Annotated in this window: 25 protein-coding genes; 1 reads left to right on the plus strand and 24 read right to left on the minus strand. The window is 65.3% G+C overall.

Annotated features, from left to right (window positions below):
* From K2Z83_RS13350 to K2Z83_RS13465, 24 genes are all read right to left on the minus strand, one after another.
* Positions 1–587, minus strand: a 587-nt coding sequence (locus K2Z83_RS13350; RefSeq protein WP_220595684.1) for a ParB N-terminal domain-containing protein, incomplete at its 3' end; no start/stop codon positions are given.
* Positions 584–1,168, minus strand: coding sequence for an HD domain-containing phosphohydrolase (locus K2Z83_RS13355; RefSeq protein WP_220595685.1), 585 nt, complete (start codon positions 1,166–1,168; stop codon positions 584–586). The genes K2Z83_RS13350 and K2Z83_RS13355, both read right to left, overlap by 4 nt.
* Positions 1,165–1,707, minus strand: a complete 543-nt coding sequence (locus K2Z83_RS13360) for a hypothetical protein (RefSeq protein WP_220595686.1) — start codon at positions 1,705–1,707, stop codon at positions 1,165–1,167. The genes K2Z83_RS13355 and K2Z83_RS13360 overlap by 4 nt, the downstream gene beginning before the upstream one ends.
* A 15-nt stretch (positions 1,708–1,722) precedes the next feature.
* Complete coding sequence (locus K2Z83_RS13365) at positions 1,723–2,148, minus strand: hypothetical protein (protein WP_220595687.1); 426 nt, start codon at positions 2,146–2,148, stop codon at positions 1,723–1,725.
* Positions 2,149–2,163: 15 nt separating this feature from the next.
* The gene (locus K2Z83_RS13370; protein ID WP_220595688.1) at positions 2,164–2,757 is read right to left on the minus strand and encodes a hypothetical protein; all 594 of its coding nucleotides are present in this window, start codon (positions 2,755–2,757) and stop codon (positions 2,164–2,166) included.
* 18 nt (positions 2,758–2,775) lie between these two features.
* Positions 2,776–3,486, minus strand: coding sequence for a hypothetical protein (locus tag K2Z83_RS13375; protein WP_220595689.1), 711 nt, complete (start codon positions 3,484–3,486; stop codon positions 2,776–2,778).
* 14 nt (positions 3,487–3,500) lie between these two features.
* Entirely contained in the window at positions 3,501–4,961 is a 1,461-nt protein-coding gene (locus tag K2Z83_RS13380; RefSeq protein ID WP_220595690.1) for a ParB N-terminal domain-containing protein, read from the minus strand.
* Between the two features lie 3 nt (positions 4,962–4,964).
* Complete coding sequence (locus K2Z83_RS13385) at positions 4,965–5,219, minus strand: hypothetical protein (protein WP_220595691.1); 255 nt, start codon at positions 5,217–5,219, stop codon at positions 4,965–4,967.
* Positions 5,216–6,619: a ParB N-terminal domain-containing protein gene (locus K2Z83_RS13390; RefSeq protein ID WP_220595692.1), complete on the minus strand. Its 1,404-nt coding sequence runs from the start codon at positions 6,617–6,619 to the stop codon at positions 5,216–5,218. Before K2Z83_RS13390 ends, K2Z83_RS13385 begins: the two co-directional genes overlap by 4 nt.
* Positions 6,620–6,718: 99 nt before the next feature.
* A complete protein-coding gene (locus K2Z83_RS13395) occupies positions 6,719–7,000 on the minus strand; it encodes a hypothetical protein (RefSeq protein ID WP_220595693.1) in 282 nt (93 codons plus the stop codon).
* Between the two features lie 55 nt (positions 7,001–7,055).
* Complete coding sequence (locus tag K2Z83_RS13400) at positions 7,056–7,922, minus strand: hypothetical protein (RefSeq protein WP_220595694.1); 867 nt, start codon at positions 7,920–7,922, stop codon at positions 7,056–7,058.
* 183 nt (positions 7,923–8,105) lie between these two features.
* A complete protein-coding gene (locus K2Z83_RS13405) occupies positions 8,106–8,297 on the minus strand; it encodes a hypothetical protein (RefSeq protein ID WP_220595695.1) in 192 nt (63 codons plus the stop codon).
* Positions 8,298–8,312: 15 nt separating this feature from the next.
* Positions 8,313–8,771 carry a hypothetical protein gene (locus K2Z83_RS13410; RefSeq protein WP_220595696.1) on the minus strand — a complete coding sequence of 153 codons (459 nt, stop codon included), beginning with the start codon at positions 8,769–8,771 and terminating at the stop codon, positions 8,313–8,315.
* Positions 8,759–10,414: a pyocin knob domain-containing S74 family peptidase gene (locus K2Z83_RS13415; protein WP_220595697.1), complete on the minus strand. Its 1,656-nt coding sequence runs from the start codon at positions 10,412–10,414 to the stop codon at positions 8,759–8,761. Before K2Z83_RS13415 ends, K2Z83_RS13410 begins: the two co-directional genes overlap by 13 nt.
* A gap of 3 nt (positions 10,415–10,417) precedes the next feature.
* Positions 10,418–11,248 (minus strand): hypothetical protein, encoded by an 831-nt coding sequence (locus K2Z83_RS13420; RefSeq protein ID WP_220595698.1) that lies wholly within the window; start codon positions 11,246–11,248, stop codon positions 10,418–10,420.
* A 9-nt stretch (positions 11,249–11,257) separates the two neighbouring features.
* Entirely contained in the window at positions 11,258–11,662 is a 405-nt protein-coding gene (locus tag K2Z83_RS13425) for a hypothetical protein (RefSeq protein WP_220595699.1), read from the minus strand.
* Between the two features lie 293 nt (positions 11,663–11,955).
* Positions 11,956–12,261 carry a hypothetical protein gene (locus K2Z83_RS13430; RefSeq protein WP_220595700.1) on the minus strand — a complete coding sequence of 102 codons (306 nt, stop codon included), beginning with the start codon at positions 12,259–12,261 and terminating at the stop codon, positions 11,956–11,958.
* 10 nt (positions 12,262–12,271) lie between these two features.
* On the minus strand, positions 12,272–13,102 hold the full coding sequence (locus K2Z83_RS13435) for a recombinase family protein (RefSeq protein ID WP_220595701.1): 831 nt from the start codon (positions 13,100–13,102) through the stop codon (positions 12,272–12,274).
* Positions 13,102–13,365: a hypothetical protein gene (locus K2Z83_RS13440; protein ID WP_220595702.1), complete on the minus strand. Its 264-nt coding sequence runs from the start codon at positions 13,363–13,365 to the stop codon at positions 13,102–13,104. Before K2Z83_RS13440 ends, K2Z83_RS13435 begins: the two co-directional genes overlap by 1 nt.
* Positions 13,366–13,510: 145 nt before the next feature.
* Complete coding sequence (locus tag K2Z83_RS13445; RefSeq protein ID WP_220595703.1) at positions 13,511–13,921, minus strand: HNH endonuclease; 411 nt, start codon at positions 13,919–13,921, stop codon at positions 13,511–13,513.
* Positions 13,918–14,280, minus strand: coding sequence for a hypothetical protein (locus K2Z83_RS13450; RefSeq protein WP_220595704.1), 363 nt, complete (start codon positions 14,278–14,280; stop codon positions 13,918–13,920). Before K2Z83_RS13450 ends, K2Z83_RS13445 begins: the two co-directional genes overlap by 4 nt.
* Before the next feature lie 64 nt (positions 14,281–14,344).
* Entirely contained in the window at positions 14,345–14,968 is a 624-nt protein-coding gene (locus K2Z83_RS13455; protein WP_220595705.1) for a glucosaminidase domain-containing protein, read from the minus strand.
* A gap of 1 nt (position 14,969) precedes the next feature.
* Entirely contained in the window at positions 14,970–15,317 is a 348-nt protein-coding gene (locus K2Z83_RS13460; RefSeq protein WP_220595706.1) for a hypothetical protein, read from the minus strand.
* A 727-nt stretch (positions 15,318–16,044) separates the two neighbouring features.
* Entirely contained in the window at positions 16,045–16,401 is a 357-nt protein-coding gene (locus tag K2Z83_RS13465) for a hypothetical protein (RefSeq protein ID WP_220595707.1), read from the minus strand.
* Between the two features lie 952 nt (positions 16,402–17,353).
* Here K2Z83_RS13465 and K2Z83_RS13470 point away from each other — a divergent pair.
* A complete protein-coding gene (locus tag K2Z83_RS13470; protein WP_220595708.1) occupies positions 17,354–17,659 on the plus strand; it encodes a hypothetical protein in 306 nt (101 codons plus the stop codon).
* The last annotated feature ends 135 nt before the right edge of the window (positions 17,660–17,794 follow it).

Raw genomic sequence — 17,794 nt, forward strand, 5'->3', positions numbered from 1 at the left:
AGCCGCACGGCGATGGCGTAGGCGATCGTGTCGTGCCGGGTGCGGTACTTCGCCTGCAGGGCGCCGCGCCAGTGGACGTAGGCCGCCCAGCTCACCTGGAACTCCAGCACGTCGCCGAGCCTGATGGTCACATACTCGACCACCTCGCGGGGCTTCTCGCGCTGCTGCTTGGCCAGCACGCCAGCCTCGGCCGCGAACGCCGCCATCATCTGGGCGACCATGTCGTCGGGGGTGACGACGCTGTCCATCAGCTGCTCCAGGTTCACCGGGTCGATGCGAGCCAGGCTGGTGGTGCGCTTGAGGTACAGCAGCGCCTTGCGCTCCTCTTCCTCGGAGAGGTCGAGGTAAGCCACCGGCACGGTCTTCGCACCGTTCTGCTGGGCCACGGCCACGCGCATGTGGCCGTCGATGATCCGGCCGGTGTTCTTGTTCACCAGCACCCGCGCCGCCCAGCCGACCGTCTTCAGCAGATGGGTCATCTGCGCCTCCTGCTCGGCGGTGTGGATGACCAGGTTGTCGGGGTGCTCGAGCAGCGTGGAGGGGTTCACGTCGGCGTAGCTTACGATGCGGTTGCGTCGGATGCTCATGCGGTTCGTTCCTTTGTTGTGGTGCGGGAATGATGGAAGGCCGCCGCAAACGCGGCGACCACGATCGGGTCAAACATGGTCTCGGCGTGGTCGATCACATAGCTCAGGGCAGCCTCGTGGCCCCAGGCCGACTTGTAGGGGCGCTCCTCGCGCAGGGCGTCGTACACATCGGCCACGGCCACGATCCGGGCGGCCATCGGAATAGCGGCCCCCGCCAGCCCATAGGGGTAGCCGCTGCCATCCCAGCGCTCGTGGTGGCTGACGATCACCGCGATCGTGATCGGGCTGGCCAGCTCGCCGCCGATCCAGCCGGCGCCGTAGAGCGGGTGGTCGTTGAACAGGCTGCGCTCATCCTCGGTGAGCGGGCTGTCCTTGAGCAGCACCGTGATCGGCACATCGAGCTTGCCGATGTCGTGCAGCCGGCCGGCCCGCACCAGGGCGCGCACCTCGGTCAGGGACAGATTAAGCTGCACCGCGATGGCACCGGCCAGCTTACCGACGCGCTCACAGTGGGCAGCCGTCGCCTCGTCGTAGAGGCGTAGCCGCCACAGCAGCCGGGTCTCTGTCCAGATCGCAATCACGCCTGTTCCTCCAGGAGCGCCACATAGGCATGTAGCTCCTCGTCGCTCATCTCGCCGATGGGCTTGGGCGGCGCCACGGTGGCCGTTGTCTCGGTCGCCTCGCCCAGCTCCAGCCGCTCGGCCTTCATGCCCTCGACCAGCAAGAAGCGGGCATCAGGCAGGGCCTTGCGGGCCTCGTCCGGCTCCATATCGGTCAGCTTGGCCAGCGAGAAGATGGTCAGCGCCGCCTCCTGCATGAGCTGGGCGTTGCGCAGCCGGCGCCGGGCCAGCGTCGCGGCCTCTTTGCGCGCCGCCGACCGCGCCGCCTCCACCTCCTCAGTGTGGCGCTCGCGGGCGAGCCTCGGCCAGTCGTACCGCGACGACCAGCGTTCGAGCTGGCGCTGCGCGACCCCGGCCTCGGCCGCCAGCTTGCGCAGCGAGCGGCCAGGGCCGAGGGCGTAGTACTGCTCAAACGCCGCCAGCGCCTTCGGCGTCATCTCCTCGCCGTCGGCACCGTCCTCGTCGTTTGGGATGTCGTTGGGTAGGATGTCGTCGCTCATCGTCGGTAGATATCACTAAAACATGGTGTTGGCGAGGGCCTGCGAGATCGCCGCCATCACCCGCTCTTCCTTGTCGTTCTTCCGGCCCGCCTGCATCCGCTGCGTTTCCCACGCCCCCAGCTTGTCATAGAGCTGCTCCGGCGTCGACTTCGCATCCTGGAGGAACGACCTCGCGGCCGCGATGGCGGACGCCTTCGTCGCCGGATGCTTGAAGTTGGCAATCAGCTGATCACGCGGTACGAGCTTAACCGGCGCGGGCTTCCCCGAGCGCGGGTTTGAAGTCCTCGCGGTCGGGCTCCGGCCGATCCCCTGCGGCACCCCCGGTGCCTTGCGCCCGCTGGAGATGCTGCGCGAGCGGCCCGGCTTGCCGGCGCCCGCCGGGGTCGTGAACTCCCCGTTGCGGTCGCGGTAGGGGTTGTAGCCCCCGTTGTGGCCTGGCATGGTGGTCGTCCTCCGTTATCCGTAGTGCTCGGCCTCGCGGGCCGCGTCCTCGTCGAGGGTGTCCAGGTCGTTCTGCGTCACCCGCTGGCGGGCCAGCTCGGCCTGCACCGAGGCGCCGCCCGCAGCGGCGTGCTGGGCGGCGATGTAGTCAGCCTGCTGGCGCAGCTCATCCGGGTCGCGGGACGCGTTCTCGCGCCGCATGTTCTCGGCGATGGTGTGGGCCAGCTCGATCTCGGCCTTGCTCCTGAGCCGGATGCCGCTCGCGCCGGGCTGGCTAGCCCGAGCACCGCGCAGCACGCTGTTGATCACCGCGTGGTGGCTCTTGTCCGAGAGGTCGGCGAGGTTCGATGTGTCGCGGGGGATGCCCCGGGCCAGCGCGATCGCCTCATCCTGATCGCGCTTCCAGGCCCGACCGGCGGGCTTCTCGGCCACCAGCGCATCGCCGTCCCACACCTGGTAGTGTGGCGCGCGCTCTTTGGTCAGATGCACCTCGCGAGTGCCGTCCTTGTACACCGGCGCGGCCTTGGGCTTGACGGGCGCCGTTGCCCGCCCGCCTGGCCGTGCCGTCCATCTGCCCCAGGAGTCGCGGGGCTGATCTCCTGCGCCCATACGTCACTTCCTCCGGGTCTAGCCCTCGAACGCCCCCAGGTTCGCCTCGCTCATCGGGTCGCCGAAGTGGGTACTGTCGATCGGATCCTGCCCGCCGTTGAACGCCCTGAGCGTCTCGCGGAAATCAGCGCCACTGTTGACCTTATGGACGAACTCCTGCACCCGATCCACCTCGCTGACGACATCAGTCACCAGCCCGGTTTTCGGGTCTCGCTTCTCGCCGCGCGGGATTTCCAGCCACTTCTCCGCCTTCGTCCCCCGCGTGGCTGGATCGAGCACCGTGTACGACAGCCACGGCGCTGAGCCGCCGCCGCGCTGGCGCCGCATCGCGGTGACCATCCCCATCGTTCCCTTCCCATCGCCAGCGGCGACAATCTCCGCGTTCCGCACACCTGGCGCCAGGAGCCGACGCGCATGCGCCTGCTCCGCCTCGTTGAGCGCCTCGCCCTTCGCCTTGGCCTCGGGCATATATTTACTTTTTGGGTACTGGTAGAACTGCACCCCGACACCACGCACCGGCTGACGTGCCTCGCCGAGCGAAGCGCTCGGGCCTGCCCCGCCGCCACCCGCCGTCCCGCGCCCCGCCGCCGTCCGGATCTGGTCGTTCAGGCTCGTCCACTTGGCCGGGCCACCCTCCCGCGAGCGGCCTGGCTTGCCGGCGGCGCCCGGGTCGGTGAACTCCCCATTGGCGTCCCTGAATGGGTTGAACCCACCGTTGTGTCCTGGCATGGCCGTCCCACTCCTTACTGGTTGGTATGGCTCTCCGGTGCCAGCTCCACCTGGTTCACCGTCGCGCCGCGCCCGCTGATCTCGATAGCCTTCCGCCAGGCCCGCACCGCGTCCTCGGCCCGGTTCACCCGCTGGCCACCGGGCCAGGGCAGGTCGAACTCGAAGCGCAGCGCCGCCTCCACCGTGGCGATCGGCAGCTCCTGGGCCTTCGCGCCGACGCGCAGGTTGAACTGGGTGGCCGAGTGATTCTGGTAGGAGACCTCGGGGTCGAGGAACCGCCGGCCGGCATCGAGCGCCTGGGCCTTGGTGTGGAACTTCTGGTAGAACCAGCGGCCCTTGAAGAGGATGCCCGAGAGGCCCGCGCTGTCCAGGAACTCGAAGCCCCGCATCGCGCCACGGTGCGAGGTGGCGTAGATGTTTTGCTCGATGAAGTCGCGCCGGCGGCCCGAGGCGTAGATCCGCCCGCCCGGCCTGGCAAACGCGTTGAGGCAGGTCAGCACCGCGTCCTCAGCCCGCTGGCTGTCAATGCTGTTGAGCACGTAGTCACACACGACCACATCGAACAGGCCCTGGGTCTCCAGGTGGTGGAACAGCTCGTCGGCCATCCGGTGTACGGCCTTGCTGTCGATGTAGTCGCCCTTGCGGTAGAAGAACTCCATGCCCCAGATGGGGATATGCGGCAGCTCGCGCGTGATCTTCTTCACGTAGTCGGCCTGGCCGCAGCCGAAGTCCAGGATGTGCTCGCCCACCTGATACTCAGGCAGCACCCGCTTCTCCCAGGTCGGCGACTTGACGCCCTCGGTGTTGCCTGCAGCGTCGGTGCGGCAGCGGAACGGCTGGGCGAAGGTCTGGATGTAGGTCTCGCGGGCCAGGTGCTCGTAGAAGAACTGCCCGTACTGGCGCTGGAAGAGCCCGCGGATGATCGGCGCGTCCGCGTCGCGCACATAGAACGTGCGAACAGGATACCCCAGGCTCTTGCAGGTGATCGCGTACTGCGCGCCCGAGAGGCACTCGCCACTCTGCGTGGCCACGATGCCCCCCCAGGGGCCGTAGCCGATCAGCAGCTTGGCGATCTCCGAGCGGATCGGCGCGCCGGCCGAGCGCATGTTCGCCTGCACGGAGTCGGGCTCCACGTCGAAGTAGCCCAGGCTGCCCGGCATCGCTGGCACGAGCACATGCTCGTCGCCGGTGTCCATGTCGGTGCCGTTGTGCAGCTGGTTGAAGCGCATCTCATCCGAGGCGGTTAGGCCGGTGACGATGTAGACCGGGGTCACGGTGCCGCCGGTGGCCTTGAGCGCCTTGAGGCGCTGGTGGCCGGCCACGATCGTGCCGTCGTCGTTCACGATGATCGGCTTGGCCATGCCGATCTGGGTGATCGAGCGGCAGAGGTCGCCGAAGGCCGTGTCATCAATCTTGCGCGGGTTGTACGGGGCCGGGCGAAGGTTCTCGACCGGGTACTCCAGATAGAAGGGCATGGTTCAGTCCTTGTAGCGAAGGCGAAGGCCGATCATCACGGCCGTCGTGAGCGTGTAGAAGGCGTGCAGGAAGTGAATGGGCGCGAGCGGCAGGCTCAGCAGATAGAGCCATTGAAGCCCGTTGCCGATTTCACTCAGCACCAGGCTCCAGATGCTGTAGCTCCGAAGATCGCGGGTCACGACGGCCTTGACGAGCATCGGCATAGCGCTGCTGACGAAGACGATCGTGGCGAGCGCGCCGGCAGCCGTGGCGATCATTGCGGTTTCTGCTCCCTTGCGATAGCGGCGCGCCACGCCGCCACCGCCTCCTCGGCACGACCCACCGTGCGGCCACCCGGCCAGGGCAGGTTGAACTCGAAGCGCAGCGCCGCCTCCACGTCGGCCGCCGTGTGCTCGAAGTCCTTGATGCCGCGCAGGTTGAACTGGCTCGCCGAGTGGTTCTGGTAGGCCGGGTCCCGCATCACATAGCGCTTCGTCAGCTCGGTGATTTGGGTCTTCGTATGGAACTTCTGGTAGAACCAGCGGCCATGGAGCAGGATGCCCGAGAGCCCCCCTTGGTCCATAAACTCGAAGGCCCGCATGCCGCCCCGGTGCGAGGTCGCATACAAGGCCCGCTCGTAGTGGTCGCGCCGGCGGCCGCTGAAGTAGATCTTGCCGGCCGGATTGCAGAACGCGTTCAGCAGCGTCAGCACCGCGGCCTCGGCTTCGTCGCTGTCAATGCTGTTGATGACGTGGTCGCACATCACCACATCGAACCGGCCATGCACGTGCAGATGCTCGAAGAGCGCGTCGGCCATCCGTAGCACGGCTTTGGTGTCGATCGCCGAGCCCTGCCGCCGGAAGAACTCCATCCCCCAGATCGGCAGGCCGCGCTTCGTCAGCCGCTTCACGTAGTCGCCCTGCCCACACCCGAAGTCCAGAATGTGCTCGCCCGGCTGCAGGCTGGGGAGAACGTGCTTTTCATAGGTCGGCGAGGTCACGCCCTCGCTGTCTGAGCCGGCCATGTCCGCCCGGCACAAGAACGGCTGCGCGAAGGTCTGGATATAGGTCTCGCGCTTCAGGTGCCCATAGTGGAACTGGCCATACGGGCGCTGGAAGAGCGCCCGCACGAGCTGGGCCTGGTCGTCGGCGATGTAGTAGGTTCGCACCGGCATGCCGAGCACCTTGCACGAGAGCGCGTACTGCGCCCCGCTCAGGCACGTGCCGCTCTGCGTCGCCACGATGCCGCCCCAGGGGCCGTGGCCGATGAGCAGCTTCGCGATCTCCGAGCGGATCGGCGCGCCGGCTGAGCGCAGGTTCCCCTCAACCCCGTCGGCCGGCACATCCGCGTAGCCCAGGCCCGCGTAGACCGGCACCCGCACATGCTCGTCGCCGGTGTCGAGATCCGTCCCGTTGTGGAGCTGGTTAAACCGCATCTCGTCAGTAGGCGAGATCTCGGCGAGCAGGTACACCGGGGTTGTCGTCGCGCCAGTGGCCATCAGCGCCTTGAGCCGCTGGTGGCCTGCGACGATCGTCTGGTCAGGGGCCACGATGATCGGCTTCACCATCCCGAGCTGCTCCAGCGAGCGGCACAGGTCGGCGAAGGCCGCATCGTCGATCTTTCGCGGGTTGTAGAGGGCTGGCCGCAGGTTTGCGACGGGATAGTCGAGGTAGAACATGTTTTCGCTCGCGTTCTGGAACGGCCATTTCTGCCGTACATTTGCCGTACATTTGCCCCCCACCGCGTACAGGAACTCGGTGGGGGGCAGCGGTACTGTTTAGCCCTGGGCCCTCCGGGCGCGGGCTGCCCGCTGACGCGGGGTGAGCGTGGCCGCCCGAGCCTGGGCGCGGGCGTCAGCCCGGGCCGCAGCGCCGCCGAGGGCCGCGCCACGGCGCAACGAGGCACCAGTGCCGCCGGGGATGCCGGCCTTGCTCTTGCCGCCCTGCCAGTTCTGACTCGCGGACAGCGCCCGCGAGCGGCCGGGCTTGCCGGCCTGGGCCGGGGCGCAGAACTCGCCGTTGCGGTCGCGGTAGGGGTTGAAGCCACCTCTGCCAGCCATAAGTCACCTCCTGATGGGTGTGTGAATGGATGTTCTGGTGCGTGCCCTGAGCGGACTAGATCCGACCGGCCTGCTTGAGCAGGTTGCGGATGAAGCCGAACAGCCCGCCGGTCTGGTGGACCCAATCCTCGACGGCGGCCTCCAGCGCGGCCGACTCCTCGACCGTCAGCGGGATGGCGTAGCGCATGAAGCGCACGGCCTCATTGAGGTTGGCGTTCTCGCCCTTGGTGAGCGAGCGGTCGATGGGGTCGAGGATTCCGTTGTCCTCGGCGGTGTCGCCCTCGCCGCCCGCGCCGAAGCCCATGCCCAGCGCGCCATCATCGACGGCGACATGAACCGGGATCGGGGCGGCGGCGACCGGGGCGGGCGCGGCCGCAGCGGCGGCCGGGGCCGGGGCGGCGGAGGCCGGGGTGGGCGCGGCGACCGGGGCCGGTGCCATCGCCTCAGCGAAGCTGGCGGCCGAGGCGCTGAACTCGGCCAGCGCCTTGTCGATGGTGCCCTGGGCCAGGCCGGTGCCGGCGAAGCCGCCGCTCACCTTGGCCAGGTCGGCGATGGTCTCCAGCAGCAGGCTCTCGTTCCAGCCGCCGTTGATGGTGAGCTGGTTCGCGCCGATCAGGTAGGCATCGGCCTCGGCCTCGCTGGCGAAGCTCAGGCCGCGCACGACCGGCACCAGCCAGTCCTTGCCCTTGACGGTGATGCGGGCAGGAGCCTTCGCGCCCTCGGCCTTCAGCTTATTCAGGACGATGAGGCGGCCGTGGCCGGCCACCAGGCGGCCGGTGGCCTCGTTGATGGTCAGGGGCTCGGCGAAGCCGAAGCGGAGGATGGAGGCGCGGATGCCGGGCTCGTCGTGCAGCTTGGCGTTGCGGGCGGCGGGCAGCAGTGAGGCGAGGGGCGTGTACTCAATGCGGAGATCGGTGCTCACAAAGGACTCCTTGATTCATCGCGGTGGGCCGGTGTCCCAGACGCGACGCAGGAGCCGAACAGGGCCGGGGTGGTCTCTTGCGGGCACAAAAGAAAACACGCGCCGAACGACTGTTCGGCGCGTGCGTGCGCTGCTCGATACAGAGCAAAGTATACACACGGCGGGGTAGTTTCCTGTAACGAGCTATCCGACGGGAGCCGGCCGCTCGCCAGCGGGGATCGGCTCCAACTTCTTGATCAGCTCGGCCAGCAAGTCAAGCTGGCCCTCAATGGTCTGAAGCCGCCGCCACTGGTCGGTCATGGTGATGCCGCGCCAGAGCGCGGCGTGCTCAGCGGACAGCGTATCGAACTGGGTCTTGAGTTCTTCGAGGCTCATCGGGGGCGTCTCCTATTAGTCGCGGAGGGTGATCACCCGCCGGCGCACGCCAAGCGGGATGGGTGCCGGCGGCACGCCGACCGCATCATCTGCGAGAAAGGCGGTCAGGTCTTGGAACAGGCAGCCGATCCCGAGTACGCGGGCCAGGGATAGGCCGACGCCAGGCATCAGCGCGGTCGGCGGGGTGGCGAGCAGCAGCTCATAGAGGCCGTTATCCTCGTAGAGTACACGGAGCGTGCCGGCCTCGGCCAGGAGGTCCTCCATCCGCCGGAGCAGCGCCTTGGCGCGAGTGACCCACTCGACGAGGCCCGCAGTGTTGGCCGCAGCGGTGGCGAAGGCCTGCGCCGCCGCCCCGTCCTGGCCAAAGGCGAAGGTCTGCGGGCCGACAGCGACGATCCAGTCGCCGCTCTCGTCCTGGCTCGTGCTGACCGGGTAGAGCTGGCTGGCAGGGGTGGTGCTTCCTATCGGGAGCATGGTGTTTCCTCCAGGGTGGTAACGCGCGCCGCCAGCTGCTGGACGGCGCCGATAAGCGGGCCGATGAGGCCGATATAGTCCATGCTGTACTCGGCCTCGTTTTGGCCGGGCTGCACGCTCAGATCGACCAGGTCGGGGATGATCGCGATGGCCTCCTGGGCGATGAGGCCGTAGCGGCGCTTCTCGCTGGGGTCGTCGCGCATCACGAACGAGCGGGGCCGCAGCGCGCTGATCAGGGCGAGCGGGTTGTCGATGTCGGCGATCTGCGTCTTCCGCCGCGCGTCCGAGTAGGTCAGCGGGTTGACCTTGAGCCAGCCCACGCCGTCATCACGCACCCAGAAGGTGTTGCCGCCGGCGCTGTCGTAGAGGATCATCCCGTAGGTGCTCGACGACGTGCCCATGCCCTTAACTGAGAGCGCGCAGCCCGACCAGAGCGCCTGGCGGATACCCATATTGCCCGCGCTGCCGAAGTTGAACAGATCGCTGCCGCGCCAGAGACGGGCGATGCCGCTCTGGCTGTATAAAACCCAGAGCACGTTCTGATCGCGCTCGTAGAACTGATAGCCAGCGTTCGCATTCTGCGTAATCGTCATGTAGGTCTGGGAGATGACCTGGCCGGGGAATGTGACATTTGCATTGCCATTGGCGTACAGCATCCAACCACCGCCGCTATGGAGCAGGCCGAAGCCGGTAGCGTCGGAGTAGACGTAGCCGCGCATCGTGCCCTGGTGGCCGGTGCGGAACGCCAGCTGCGGGTAGCCGCCGTTCGACGTGATTGTCCAGCCGACGGTGCTGTGCGCGTACAGATGCACGCCGAGGTTCTGGTTGTAGATACCAGTGAGCGCGGCGTTGTTGCGAAACCAGCCGTTCACATACAGGTCAGACCAGGTGCTCTGCGTGGTCGCGGTTGAGGTGGCGGCGTTCCCAAGAATGTCGATGTCCCAGGTGCCGCTCGCGCCGCCGCCGGTCAGCGACGGGGCGTAGCTGGAGTAGTTGACACTGGTCAGCACGCGCCGCCAGGCCGTCCAGGAACCGGCGTAGTAGGTGCGGAACCACAGCTCAGGCGCGGCGGTGTAGTAGGTCGCGTACAGCTGGGTCACCCCGGCCGACTTCTGCACCAGCAGCGATCCGGCGTAGGCCTGCGGGTAGTTGCTGCCGCTGCCTGCGTTCGCATTGGAGTTCTGATAGTAGAAGCCGGCCGTCTGGTAGCTGTTGAGATCCTGGCTGCCGCCGAGCAGCGTAGCATCGTCCGGCACCTTTGCGGCGGCATTTCCATCGTGCCAGAGCTCATATGCCACCGCGCCCATCGACCACCCGCCGACCTTGAACTTGTTGTCGGTGTCGAGGCCCAGGTATGCGGCGTAGGTGCCGGGCCGGTGGAAGGCGATGAACGCGCCGGCGCCGGCCGCGCCCGAACTGCGCGCCTCAAGCTGGCCAAGGCTGCCCACGGCGGCGGCCATCGCGGAATCGGTGCCTGGAAGGAACACGCTGCGGCCAGCGCTCCCCCCGGCGGTCGAGAGCGCATCGGTGATGCCGTAGCCGGCCAACGTGGTCGGCTTACCGGTCAGATCGCCAAAGGCGTGCGTGTGGCCCAGGAGGGCCACCGGCACGCCGTTCTGTGTGAGTTGGCTGCGGAAGTCCATTGGTTAGCCCGCCCGGCTGATGGTCACCCGGTACGCGCCCACCGCCGGCGCAGTGAGGAAACTTAGCTCGATCGCGTTAACCGTCGCCGGTCGCCAGTCCACGATCACCGCGTTCCACGGGTCGCTGTTCTGCCTGACCTGCACATGCAGATCGCGCGTCCCCAGGTTGTGCGTGACCGTGAAGGTCGTCGTGCTACCGTCGCCGATGTCGGCCACTGCCATCTTGCCCAGGATCTGCGTATCGACCGCCGTGGTGAAGTCTGAGATCGTGCCGGAGAGCTGGGTGCCGGTGTGGTTGCTGCGGTCTTTGGCCGCCGCGATCTGCGCCGCCATCGTCGCAGCGAAGTTCGGATCGTCGCCCAGCGCCGTCGCCAGCTCGGCGAGCGTATCGAGCACGCCAGGGGCCGAGTTCACCAGGGTGTCGATGCGCGAGAGCACATAGGCCTGGGTCGCGGCGTCCTGGTCGCTCGTCGGGTCGGCGAGGTCGGTGAGCCGCTGGCCCGCCAGGCTGACCACGCCAATCGGGCTGGCCAGCTCGTCGAGCCGGGCCGCGCGCACCTGGGCGTCGAAGTCGGAGATCGCCGTGTGGTCGCGGGCGCCGGTCGTGTTGGCGAAGTTGAGGTAGTAGGTGCCCGGCTGGCCGTTCAGCAGCGAGGCGTCCCCACTGCCGCCGGCGTCGTCCCAGGCCGCGCCGTTATAGATGCGCGCCTTGTGCAGCGAGCTGTCGTAGTAGATCTGGCCGGCCTGCGGGCTGGGCGGCGGGGCTGCCAGCACTTGCAGCACGACGTTGAGGAGCTGCGCGCCGTTGAAGTCGAGATTGGTCAGAATGAGCATGGGATGTCCTTAGTTCAGGTCGGCCCGCCCGCTGAAGGGGGCGCGGAAGGTGACAACTACCTGGTCGTTGCCGAGGTACTGCACGTCGCCGATCACCAGGTTGCCGGCCGAGTCCTGCACCGAAACGGACGGGCGCTTGCTGAGCGGGTGCGGGATATGCCACTCGGCCGACGGCGCGTTCTGATAGAAGGTGTAGGTCGCATCGCCGCCGCCGGTGACGAGAGCCAGCGGGCCGCTCTGCACCACCGCGACGTTGACCGGCTCGACAAGCGTGATCGTGGTCGCCGGCATCGCCACCTCGCGCACCTCGATCACCTCGGCCTGGGCCGCCACCGCGCCAGCCGTGACGGTCGCCTCGCGCACGACGATCGGCGCAGGGCCGACGACCCTCACGATATCCGGCTCGCCGCTCATAGCGTCACCCCCAGGTCGAGCGTGACCGTACCCTCAACGAGCCGGTAGCTCGGCTCGCCATCCTCAGCCGTGGCCGTGGTCAGCTTCAACTTACGATTCGCGCATTTGGGGTCCAAAGTTCGAGAACTGCCATGCGCTCTCCTAATCCCTGCCATGTCGACTGGTAATTTTCAGGAAACGCTTTACACTTGGCATCAGGCACCGAGTGAAAGTGGGGCGCGACTGGCATTTCAGTCCTTGATTTGACCCCAAAGTGGGGAGCACAGGCCAAAAAACAGCCCGCGAACTTTCGATCAAAATGCCCGAATCATAAGCTTCAAGTCGTAGACGCCGCCCATCGTGAGCGACGCCGAGGCCGGCCCGGCGATGGTCAGCACAATTACCCCGGTCGGGTCGCCCTCCACGCTCGCCTGCTCCAGCGCGATGCCGCCGTTGGGCTCGCTGGTCAGGGTCAGCAGCACCGGCCCACCGTGGCGGGGGCGGATCTCCATCTTCGCGGCCAGCCCGGCGAGTGAGCGCCGGGAGCCGTCGGCCAGCGTCCAGATCAGCGTGCGCGTCCAGGTGACCCCGGTGGGGATGGTGAAGTCGAGGTCGGCCATCAGCAGCCTCCTAGCGGCCCGGCCGGCGCCGGCGCGGGCTGGCCACCGTCCCGTCGAGGATTACCGGCCAGGCCGCGCTGCTCTCGCCGCGCTTGGCTCCGCGATACATCGCCTCGTTCAGCAGGATCTGGCGGATGGTCGAGGCGTACCAGACCTTCCCGCCGTGCGGCGTCGGCACGCCCTCGCTGTTGAAGGTGCCGGCAATCGAGTTCAGGCTGAACATCTGGCGCAGCGTGAACACGCGGCGCACCACAGCCGCCGCCGACTGGTCGACCGAAACCCGGCCATCGGCTCGCCGGTAGCCGAGCGGCAGGTTGCCGCCCTTCTCGCCGTCCTTGCGCCCGCGGGCCTCGCGCCCGTCGGCGGTGCGCTTGACGATCTGGTCGCGCTCCAGCTGGGCCAGCGCGGCGAAGATGGTCAGCATAAACTGGCCGGTCGGCGTCGTCGTGTCCAGGCTCTCGCGGGCGCTGATGAGCTGCGCCCCGCCGCTGGTGATCTGCTCGACCACATCGAGGATGATGCGGGTCGAGCGGCCGAGCCGGTCAAGGGCCGCGATCACGACGACCTGGATCTTGCCGGCCTGCACATCGGCCAGCAGCCGGGCCAGGCCCGGGCGCTGCTTGGCGCCGAGCGTGCCCGACAGGCCCGCGTCCTCGTAGACGGTGGTGTTGTGGTAGCCCTTCACCATCGCCATGCCGGTGGTCTGGGTGCGCTGCACCTCCAGGCCAAAGCCGCTGGCGGCCTGCTCGTCGGTGGAGACACGGATGTAGATGCCCACGGCCACGCTCGCCATAGGTGGCGGCGCGGCCGGGGCCTGGGTACGCGGTGCTGCTCGTGCCATTAGAATGACCTCGCAATCTGGGCTTCGACCTGGCCGAGAGCGTGCGTCAGCTCTGCCCGCCGGGCGTAGTTGTAGAGGCGCTGGAACATGTGGTTCTGAGAGAGAGCGGCCAGGGTGATCTGTAGCTCGGGTTCGCCCATATCGACCGGGTAGAGGTCAACACAGGCCAGGCTGATCGCCTTGATCCGCTCCTGGGCTTCGGCAGGCTCCATCGCGCCGACAAGCGGCGTTCGCACCCGCTCATCGGCCTCCATGACGCGCATCGGGGTTCCTTTCGCTGGGCAAACAAAAACGCCGACTGGGCATATGCCCGGCCGGCGCTGTTCGCTGCTCGTCGTGAGCGCAGTATACAGGAACTGCCGCACGAAACCCGATCCGCCCGAGGCGGCTTCCCCGCACAATCATGGGCTAACCATACATCCCCGCTTGTATCAGCACCTCGCGCTCCACCAGGCGATCCGGGTCGTTGAAGCGCAGGATTTTCACCGTCACCCGGCCCTCGGGCGTCAGGGGGATGATCAGGGCTCCCTCTATGCGAAAGTGCGCCGGCCACTCCTGGCGACGCGGGTGGAAGAAGGGTGTGAGGATGTCTGTCTCCGGGTCGAGCGAGCCGAGATCAGTACCTTTGTGATCGTTGCAGTAGGGGCAGGCCAGCGCGAGGTTCTCGGCCACGGTCGGGCCGTCATGTTTTTCGCTGATGATATGTTCGATTTCGAACGAGAGGAAGGCAGCCTGCTGGGGAAACTGGCAGTACTCGCAGCGCCCGGCGGCACGGGCGATCACCAGGCGCCGCAGGGCAGCGGGGACATAGCTGCTCATGCGGCGCGGTGCTGGTGCTGCAAGGCGCGGGCTTTGGCCATCCGCACGAGGTGTTCCAGCAGGAGGGCGCGCTCCAGCTCGATCGCCTCGGGCTGGGTGAGGCTGCCCTGCTTCTTGCGCTCAAGCAGGGCGCTCACCCGCTGCTGGAATGCGGGAGAGGGCCGCAGGGCCAGGATCTGGGCCAGCGTCGGCTGGCTGGTGAGTATCTCGATGATCGCCTGCTCGTCGAGCGACGACGGCTGCGCCTCGGCCTGCACCTCGCGTAAGCCGCGGGCCAGGACTTCTGGCAGGCGATCCTGGAGCTGCCGCAGCTCCAGGCCAAGCTCGTCAGGAACCTGAATGGTGATCTCAACCGTCATCGGGTGCCCTCCTGAAGGTGACGCACCCGATCATGGTACGGTTTCGTTCCGCGAGAGTCAAGGCTCAGCGTCCGCGCTCCAGCCGCAGCGCCGTGGTGGCCAGGTTGCGCCCATAGGTTGGCCCCGGGCTCGCCCAGCCCTCGCCGCTCGGGTTATGCACCTTGCCCAGGTGCTTGAGGCAGGTCGCCGAGCCGTGATGCTTCAGGTCGAGTGGCCGGTAGGTCAGCGCCCGGTCGATGAGCTGGCGCTGGATGACGCTGCGCTGCGCGGGCTTGGTGAACCAGGCCAGCAGCCGCCCGATGTGCGCGGGGATCGCGTCGTCCTTCCAGGTATCGAAGCTCACCCCGGCCAGCCACAGCCTGTACTCGGCCTTCCACGCCCAGGCCGTCCGGTCGGCTGGCGTCTCGGCCTGCCGCCGCCCGTTCACGCCGATCCCCGCCGGGTTCCGCTGCGGCCGACCGCACCACCAGCTCGTCAGGTTGCCGGTCTCCCATACCATCTGAGCTAGGACGATCACCGGGTTGATGCCCACCCCGAGGCAGTAATCGAAGTAGGTCGGCACGATCACGCCGGCGATGTCGTAGTCGGTGTACTCGGTGTGCGGTCGGGCCAGGATCGCCAGCGTGACTTGCTCCTCGCCCGCCGTCGCCGGCCCGAAGATGCTGCTGAGTTCGGTGATCTGGCCCATCTTAGTCGGCCCCCACTTCAGCGATGGCCGCCACCAGCATCTCGCGCTCAACCTTCTCCACCTCGCCCCTGTGGTGCGCCCGTCGGGCGTAGAGCTGCAGCCGGGCAAACGCACTGCTCCTACCCAACTCGGCGAGCACCGCCTGCACCTCGGCGTCCGGGTTGGCCAGCTCGCGCTCGGCCAGGTTCGCCGCCGCCGCCATCACCGCGCGGAGCTGCATCGCCACCATCGCCGGGTCGTAGGCCATCGCGTACAGCGGCTTCGTCCGCAGCGGCGGGATCGCCGCGTAGCCCTGCATAGCCGCCGCGTCCAGCACACCGTAGGCGGCTACTCGATCCTCGTACATCATCGCGTCCTCCTGTGTCGTTCTGCTGCGTTGTGATGCCGTAGAACGCTACATATGCACCAACTTGTCAGTTCCCCAAGTGCGGTGTACAGCGTCTCTCCCATTTTGGCCCGATGGCTGTTTCCCGCGTCCTGCTGCCCGCCGCAGCGGCTTGTACAGGAGCCTGAAATCGCCCGCCTGTACAGTCTCTCCCTCGAAGGCTTGCCAGCGGCTCCGGCCCTGCCGCCGCCGCATCCCAATGCGGTAAACCATTGGCCTGTACAGTTGCCAAAAACCCGACCGTTTCGAGCCGCATGTACAGTGACACACCCGCCGCCGCCGCGCTGTTCATCTCCCTGGCGCTGCCGCGCTGTGATGCGGTACATCGATGCATCACGGAAAGTGGGATTGAGAACCTGCCTTACAGCAACCCAGGGGGGGATCAGAGGTTACTGTAAGATCGCGTTTTCTCTGTGTCCCAATGCGCTCGCCTGCGCGTGCGCCCTACAGGAACATTGACTCGGCCCCTCGCTGGTTTTCATCGCATTGCAATGCGATCCGCTCCTTGCGCGTCCCGCATCGTTCCTGTCACCCCTGCATGGGCACCTTTCCGAGCCTGCCTCTTGGCTGGCCCACCTATCCACTGATACCGGCTTACATGAGAGGGCCAATGTGGTAAACCCTGTCACCTTGTCACCTGGGCTAGCCAAGGTCGCCGTGGTAAAGCCAAGCAGCACAATGGGCGGTAAAGCTACTCTCCCCGGCCTCGGCTATTGGCCTGCCGCTCCTCGCTGGCGGGGATGAGGATGCCACCCGAGGGCTTGCGCCGGGAGCTGGGGCGAGGGGTGATCTCCTTCTGGGGCCAGATCACCCCATGAATGAGATCCTGGAGCATGTCGATCTGCTGCTCGACGACGACCAAGCGCTTGTCCATGCTAGCCGCGACCTCGCCGAGCCGGTCGATGGCCTGGGTCTGACGCTCCAGCGAGTCCAGCAGACGATCCGAGAGTGCAGTGAGGATGGGCCCGGCGGCGCGGACGACGGCGATCACGGTGAACGCCATAACGCCCATGCCGCCGAGCTGGAGAAGGGTGCTGAGATCGGCCACGGTAAAGCTCCTGCGTGAAGTGAAGTGAAACAAAAAACGCCACACCGACGAGTGATCGTCGGTGTGGCGCGGGGTCGCTGCTCACAGAGCTACGCGAAGCTCAGCTTCGCTGTCCAGGGACAGCATAGCACACGGGGGAGGCAGGAGGCGTACCGGGGCGCGCTTTGATGCGCAAAGCTGAATCTCTGTTGGGCTGCATATTAATACCACTGCCGATCCAAAGCCATACGAAATAATAGTAAATAAAATATCTATTTTGACATTTAATACGAAAGTATGTTTACAAAATAACACCCTTCGCCTCATTTGAACAAATTGTAATCTGTAAACCTTTATTGCGAATATTTGGTAATTACACAATATGAAGAATATATTATCACAAAGACCTAAAAACCATTTCTGTCTTTGTGACAAATATAGTGATACACTTGACAATGTGAACACACTGTGCTACAATACCATGTAAGTGATGGATGTAAAACGACTGATTTACAGGAGGTTTTTGAAGAGTGATTTGAAAAATTTTAAGGGTTTATTATGAGTAACATGCAAAAACGGTTTAGCTCTAAGAAAACGTCTTCTTGTAAGAAGACATCTCGTGTATACAGAAGGATTACAAAAGAAATGGATGAAGGAAATTGTAATAACATAAGGCATCAAGGAAGTCTAAAGATCAGCGTCGAAAAGAGTAAAGTATATTTTGATTTTAATGACGATAATATACCGTTGATACTGGCAATAATAAGTCTTGTTATAGTAGTGATGATGATCATCATAACTCAGCCAGTATTTTTGTCTTATATCGTCCAGATAATATCATTGATATACCTGTAATTCCAGTAGTTTACATTCATCACTGAAAATTGCTAAATCTATCAAGGTTATTATGCATCTGAGTTGTCCGTATTCTGATATGCCAAACTAGAATTCCTATAACTGAAAGGATACCCCTATGAGCCGTATTAAAGATCACCTAGACGCAGAAGAGAACTTGCGATTGCTCGCCATAGAGATAGGGATTGAAGCGGGTGTTTTTACCCGTTGCGAAAGCTGCGATGATGTCACATATGAGTGGGATGATCTTGAGCCTGCGTATAAACTGGCAAATAGCCTGATTACGAGAGGTGATGATCGCGTTGCAGCCTTTAGCAACAATCGACGCGCTCTAACTGATGCGATCAAGGCAGCCGCAGAGGACTTGCCCTCAGAATGTCATTGCGAGTATATGCTCGGCAAGGCGCTGAGCCGAGATGATTAATCTAGCACGTTAGAGTTAAACGATTCGTGAGACATAAGACTCTACGATAGTCATCTATCCCGGTACACCTCCATGCTATAGTGGCCTGAGACGCACGCAGCGAACCGCGCGGCGCGACCTCCTCCGGGAGGCGCG

The organism is Oscillochloris sp. ZM17-4, assembly GCF_019599295.1.
Lineage (GTDB): Bacteria > Chloroflexota > Chloroflexia > Chloroflexales > Chloroflexaceae > Oscillochloris.